Source organism: Modestobacter roseus (genome assembly GCF_007994135.1).
In the GTDB taxonomy this organism is placed as follows: domain Bacteria; phylum Actinomycetota; class Actinomycetes; order Mycobacteriales; family Geodermatophilaceae; genus Modestobacter; species Modestobacter roseus.
Genome location: NZ_VLKF01000002.1, coordinates 1 through 4,688, shown reverse-complemented (window position 1 = coordinate 4,688; position 4,688 = coordinate 1). Strand labels below are relative to the sequence as shown.

Below are 4,688 nucleotides of genomic sequence, written 5' to 3'. Positions count from 1 at the left end.
GTCTGGAGCAGCGGCACCAGCGTGGACATGCTGCCGGAGCCGATTTCGGACAGGACAGACTTGTTCGTGACAGGCTCCCCGCGCGCGATCAGCGCCTCCGCAGCAGCAGCCACGGTTTCCGGGGTGATGGTGGACTTACGGGCCATGGTGGCTCCTTACTGTAATTTTGTAATGTATCGTAGCGCGCTACAGATTACATTACATTACAGTATGGAGAACAGGCTGTGAATCCTGATTTTCCGGTTATCCACATTCCTGTCCGTGCGGCTTCGCGGCCTCGGCCACGAGCCCGTCAAAGAGCGCCACCCACTCCGCAGATGTCATGTCTCCCGACTCGTCAGGAGAGACCACATCGACGACCTCATCCTCGCCTTCGCGCGCGATCCGCCTCTCCTCAGCGACGATCTCGTCGTCAGTGGGCCCCAGCGTTGCACGAACATTGACTCGAGTTGCGATATCCTCTTGCCCACGACCAATCTCCTCCTCGGCGCTCTCGGTGAGGGAGAGACGACGCCGCCGCGCCCACATCCAAGCGTCAGTCATGGGGACCTCGCGACTCGCTGAGCCAAAACCCTGAATCCGGACTGGAGCAGGAGGATCATCCTCCTGCTCTTCGGGGAACAGCTCCGAGAAACGAGCGGCGAGCGCCGTCCATCCTTCGGAGACGTAGAGCTGCGACTTGTGCTTCATCACACAGGCGATCTCCCACCAGACCGCCGCCGCTTGGTTCCTGTCATCCTGCGACCGGGCCGCCCAAGACTCGCGCAGCAGCCGCATGGCGGCATGCCAGCCCCATCCTTGGCATGGCCCTTCGTGAGCTCCTCAGCCGTCCCCCATTTGGCCATGTAATTGCCGACAGCCTCGGCGCCGGACACATGAAATGCGTGCTCCCAGGCGGCGGTGCTGGTCCCATCTCCACCGGCCCGGTCAAGCTGACGCATGTATGCCGGCTGCACCGACCGAGCCAGCTCCTCGGCCTCCTCCTGGCTGTCAGCTCGAACAGCCATGACGACATGGAAATGGGGGTGGAACCCGGCCGCCTCGCTCCAGGTCCACTCCAAGACCCAAGAGAAGCCTTCAACCCGCTGCATCATGCGGGTCCACACCTTCAGCCTCTTCACGCGAGAAAAGGCCATCGCGATCCGCGTATAGACATCAGCAGCAGCCTCCTCTCGGGCGTGCCTTGTCGTGAGCGTCATCATCACGAGCCGGAAACCCAAACGCCGAGCGACTGCAATGCCGTCATTCAGAACGCCCCGCATGGTCTCCATCTTGGCGAAACCACAGTCAGGGCAGAGGAAGCCCAAGCCACACCGCTGGACGCCGGTGAAATATGCGTTGGGCACGGCTGTGCCGCCCTGGCTCTTGCGGCTGCCAACCCACTGCTCCGTCTCGGCCCCGCGGATCTGGGTCATGCCACAGAGGCCGACCTTGCCTGATGGCAAGGCATCGACCCGGTCCCATATCGCGTCAAACAAATCACGGTCATCTTGGGGGCATCGACCAGCTTCAATGAGCGCGTCTTGCTCCTCTGCCGCCGCCGCTTTTGCTGCTGCGATGTGATGCAGCGCAATGCCTGCGGCACGACGCTTGTCGGTCTCGCGCAGACGGCGGAGGCGGTGAAAAGACTGGCTGTCAGGCTGGCTCTTATTTTGTGAGGTAGGCGAAGGGTGAAAAGGTTGCCTCTTATTACCGAGGGGGGCTTCGCCCCGGCCTCACGGCCTCCCCCATCCAGGGCTACGCCCTGGCTCTTGGGCGCCTGCTGCGCGGCGCATGTCGATCCAGACGAGCTGGCGGATTGTGTCTTGGAATCAGCTGAATACGACATCGCCCTGCCTAAGCAGGGCGCGGCGCAGATCTTGCCTGTTGGCAGAGATGTGCATATCATGTCCCTCGGTCATCGGGCGATTCAGCCCGGTTTCTGATTGGGGCAAGTTCGCTGTCAGTTTGCCGACGTTCAGCGAGCAGGCCCGGTGACCACCAAAAACCTGCAAGGCAGGTCTCCATGACACCGATGAGGATGTTACGCCGCTAAGATAGCGGTCGTCAAGCATGTCATTCTTGTAAGTATTTGGCGGGAAATACTTTTTCACAACACACCGGCAAGCTTGGCTGCAGCGAGGGCAATCGCTGACAGCACAATGAGCAAGGCAACCAAGCCGGTTGCTTCGATCTCTTTGCTCTCGTTTGTGAGCTTCAGGCGGATACGGCAGTTTTTAAGCATGTCCAGGACCTCATGATGTCGTCTCGCAGGAGCTTGGTCCGTCATGGCAAATCGCCAAATGCACAGACCCTCGACATCATGAGTTCGGCCGAATGCGCGTTCTATGTTGGGGTTGAGCCGAGACACCGGCAGGGAAACAAGACACCATTTCGGGTATTCCACGCCCAGATTTTTCCCTCCTTCGTCAGAAAAAATCTGTCCCCTTAGTCGGCTAGAAATTGGGTCACGGGCCCCAATTTCTTTAACGCCTCCTGCGGTGCGCGGAACCTTCCCCCTGCATTTTGACACCACCAAGATCGCTGGCGCCTGCTGGCGCCATGCCCCACCCCGTGCCGGGGCGGGACATGGGCCATTGTCTTGCGATCCTGGCGGTATCAATGCCTTCTTTCCCTGCCTCCTCTCTTCAACTCCACCACGCCTTTGTCACCACCACCGTTTCCACCTTTGCCATGCCGTTACCTCCGGGGGTCTGGGGTCTCCCCAGCAGGGCCGAAGGCCGCATGGGGGCTTTGGGGGCTCGCCCCGCCGCGCGAAGCGCGCATAAGATTAGTTGACCGAATACTAACTGTCCGGTCATGTGCGGTCATGACCACACGGACACTCTCTCCGCAGCAAGCAGCCACCCGAGCCAAGTGTGGCAGGACATCGATCATGCGAGCGCTGCAGTCAGGGCAGCTTCGCGGCATCCGCGATAATGCAGGCAACTGGCAGATCGAGCCGGAAGCGGTCGATGACTGGATGTCCCTGCGCCGGTCACCTGACCGTCAGTCACCGGCCATGACCGATGGACAGCTTTCGGTCAGCCCTGCGGACACCCCAGAGACATTGTCGCGGCTGGCGGTCTCTGAGGCCCGCGTGGAGATGCTGACCGCCCAGCTGAGCGAGCTGCGCCAGGACCGCGACGCCTGGCGCGCCCAAGCAGAACGCTTGGCGTCAGAACGACAGTCCGACCTCATCATCCGCCCGAGCCTCATCGAGCGGTTGCTCGACCGGCTTGGGCGGCGGAGCTGATAGCTCCTCCGCAGGCTTGATCCGCATCCGGGGTCGCGCCGCATCCTCGATCAGGTTCAAAGCGTCCTGAAGCTTGGGCGGCACCTGCAAGCCCAAACGGCGGCCAATCCAACCGAGAACGCGGCTTAGGACGCCATGAGCCGTGCGGAGGTCCTCACGATCCTGGTCCAGCTCATCCTGCAAGCCTGCAAGCCGCGCTGCGCGGCTATCGAGGTTCTTGCTCCGCTGATCCAGCTGGTTTTCCCGCTGCACGACTCTCTCTGTGCGCTGCACAAGTGCATCGGCTCGCCGTTCAATCTTCTTGGCCTCTCGTGAAAGCTTCCGCGCGTCCCAACGGCGCTGCACATCAATCAGTCGAGCCCTCTCCTGCTTGCCGGTGTCGATCAACGAGTCACGCTTCGCTTCGGCCTCAATCAGCTGAGCCCGAGCAATGCGCTCCTGCTCATTCAGGCGAACCTCGCGGGTTACCAACTGCCGCTCTCGCTTGTCCAGGTCAGCAGCGCGATCACGTAGCTCAGCCGCCTGTTCACGGACCCACTTGCCAGTGGCCTTTGGTTGCGGCTTTTCGCCCGTCGCCTCGCCAATGAAATCTCTGCCATAGCCCAAGCCCAATGGTTCAACAGCGGCGTGATATGACTTTCGAGCATCACGCCGAGCGAATGGCCGCGACCAATAGGGCGAGCTGGCACGGCCTGCGGTTCGAACCGTGTCTTGTGCCGCGACTGCCGCCTTCCGGGCCTCAAATTCCTCAGAAGTCTCGCCACGCTTGCGTCGTCCAGGCACCCGCGCAGCCTTGGCGTAGGTTGGGATCACCAAGACATGCAGGTGAGGGGTGTCCTCATCGAGGTGGAGCGAGACGTGAGCCAGGTCATCCCCGTATTCGGTCTGGAGCCACTCCATCGTCCGCTCGAGCCACTCATCCAGGGCCACCTGGTCCCACTGGCCGGGCTGAAGGTCATCGCCCGGAAATACTCAGGGGAGGCAGATAGGACCATCTGCACGAAGGGTCTCTCAGCCTGCTTGGCGGGAGGTCGCACCCCAGAGGCCCACATCTGAGCTACAGCTTCGGTCTGAGTGCGCGGACCGTGCAGGACTCTGTTGAGATGGCTGCGGAGAGGGTCGATCGCAGAGCTACCGTCAGGGGTGCGATCCAGTTCATGCTCAGAAACAGCCGGATTTCAGACGCACCAACGTAGCGGGTGGTCATTACCAAATCAGGACCAATGCGACCGTGGGCCATGTTCTACTCCTCGACTATTAAGAAGAGGATATGAGCAGAGAGAGAAACTCTCTCTGCTCATATGGAGACTTTTTGGGACCCTACCCAAAGAAGTCACCATAATCGCCCTGCCGGGGCCGCCTTCCGCGGGACCCTGCCGGGGCCTCCGCCTCGCGCGCGCGGCTGCGCGGGCCATGCCCTTGCGATCACTCGGCGGGGTTGGTCTCCACCATC

The 4,688-nt window shown here is 61.4% G+C and carries 7 protein-coding genes; 1 reads left to right on the top strand and 6 read right to left on the bottom strand.

What is annotated here, in order from left to right; genetic code table 11:
• The 5 genes from JD78_RS22935 to JD78_RS21590 all read right to left on the bottom strand — a co-directional run.
• On the bottom strand, window positions 1-146 hold a 146-nt coding region (locus JD78_RS22935), incomplete at its 3' end, for a DNA-binding protein (RefSeq protein WP_208104278.1).
• Between the two features lie 97 nt (window positions 147-243).
• The gene (locus JD78_RS21605; RefSeq protein ID WP_166521524.1) at window positions 244-693 is read right to left on the bottom strand and encodes a hypothetical protein; all 450 of its coding nucleotides are present in this window, start codon (window positions 691-693) and stop codon (window positions 244-246) included.
• Window positions 690-1,415 (bottom strand): protein rep, encoded by a 726-nt coding sequence (locus JD78_RS21600; protein WP_166521523.1) that lies wholly within the window; start codon window positions 1,413-1,415, stop codon window positions 690-692. Before JD78_RS21600 ends, JD78_RS21605 begins: the two co-directional genes overlap by 4 nt.
• A gap of 396 nt (window positions 1,416-1,811) precedes the next feature.
• Window positions 1,812-2,093 carry a hypothetical protein gene (locus tag JD78_RS21595; RefSeq protein ID WP_166521522.1) on the bottom strand — a complete coding sequence of 94 codons (282 nt, stop codon included), beginning with the start codon at window positions 2,091-2,093 and terminating at the stop codon, window positions 1,812-1,814.
• Complete coding sequence (locus JD78_RS21590; protein ID WP_166521521.1) at window positions 2,090-2,386, bottom strand: hypothetical protein; 297 nt, start codon at window positions 2,384-2,386, stop codon at window positions 2,090-2,092. The genes JD78_RS21595 and JD78_RS21590 overlap by 4 nt, the downstream gene beginning before the upstream one ends.
• 489 nt (window positions 2,387-2,875) lie before the next feature.
• Here JD78_RS21590 and JD78_RS21585 point away from each other — a divergent pair, with 489 nt between their 5' ends.
• Entirely contained in the window at window positions 2,876-3,235 is a 360-nt protein-coding gene (locus JD78_RS21585; protein ID WP_166521520.1) for a hypothetical protein, read from the top strand.
• On the opposite strand, the gene JD78_RS21580 is transcribed toward JD78_RS21585, so the two are convergent.
• Window positions 3,158-4,165 (bottom strand): plasmid recombination protein, encoded by a 1,008-nt coding sequence (locus tag JD78_RS21580; RefSeq protein ID WP_279526879.1) that lies wholly within the window; start codon window positions 4,163-4,165, stop codon window positions 3,158-3,160. The two genes, JD78_RS21585 and JD78_RS21580, sit on opposite strands and share 78 nt — an antisense overlap.
• Window positions 4,166-4,688: the final 523 nt, after the last annotated feature.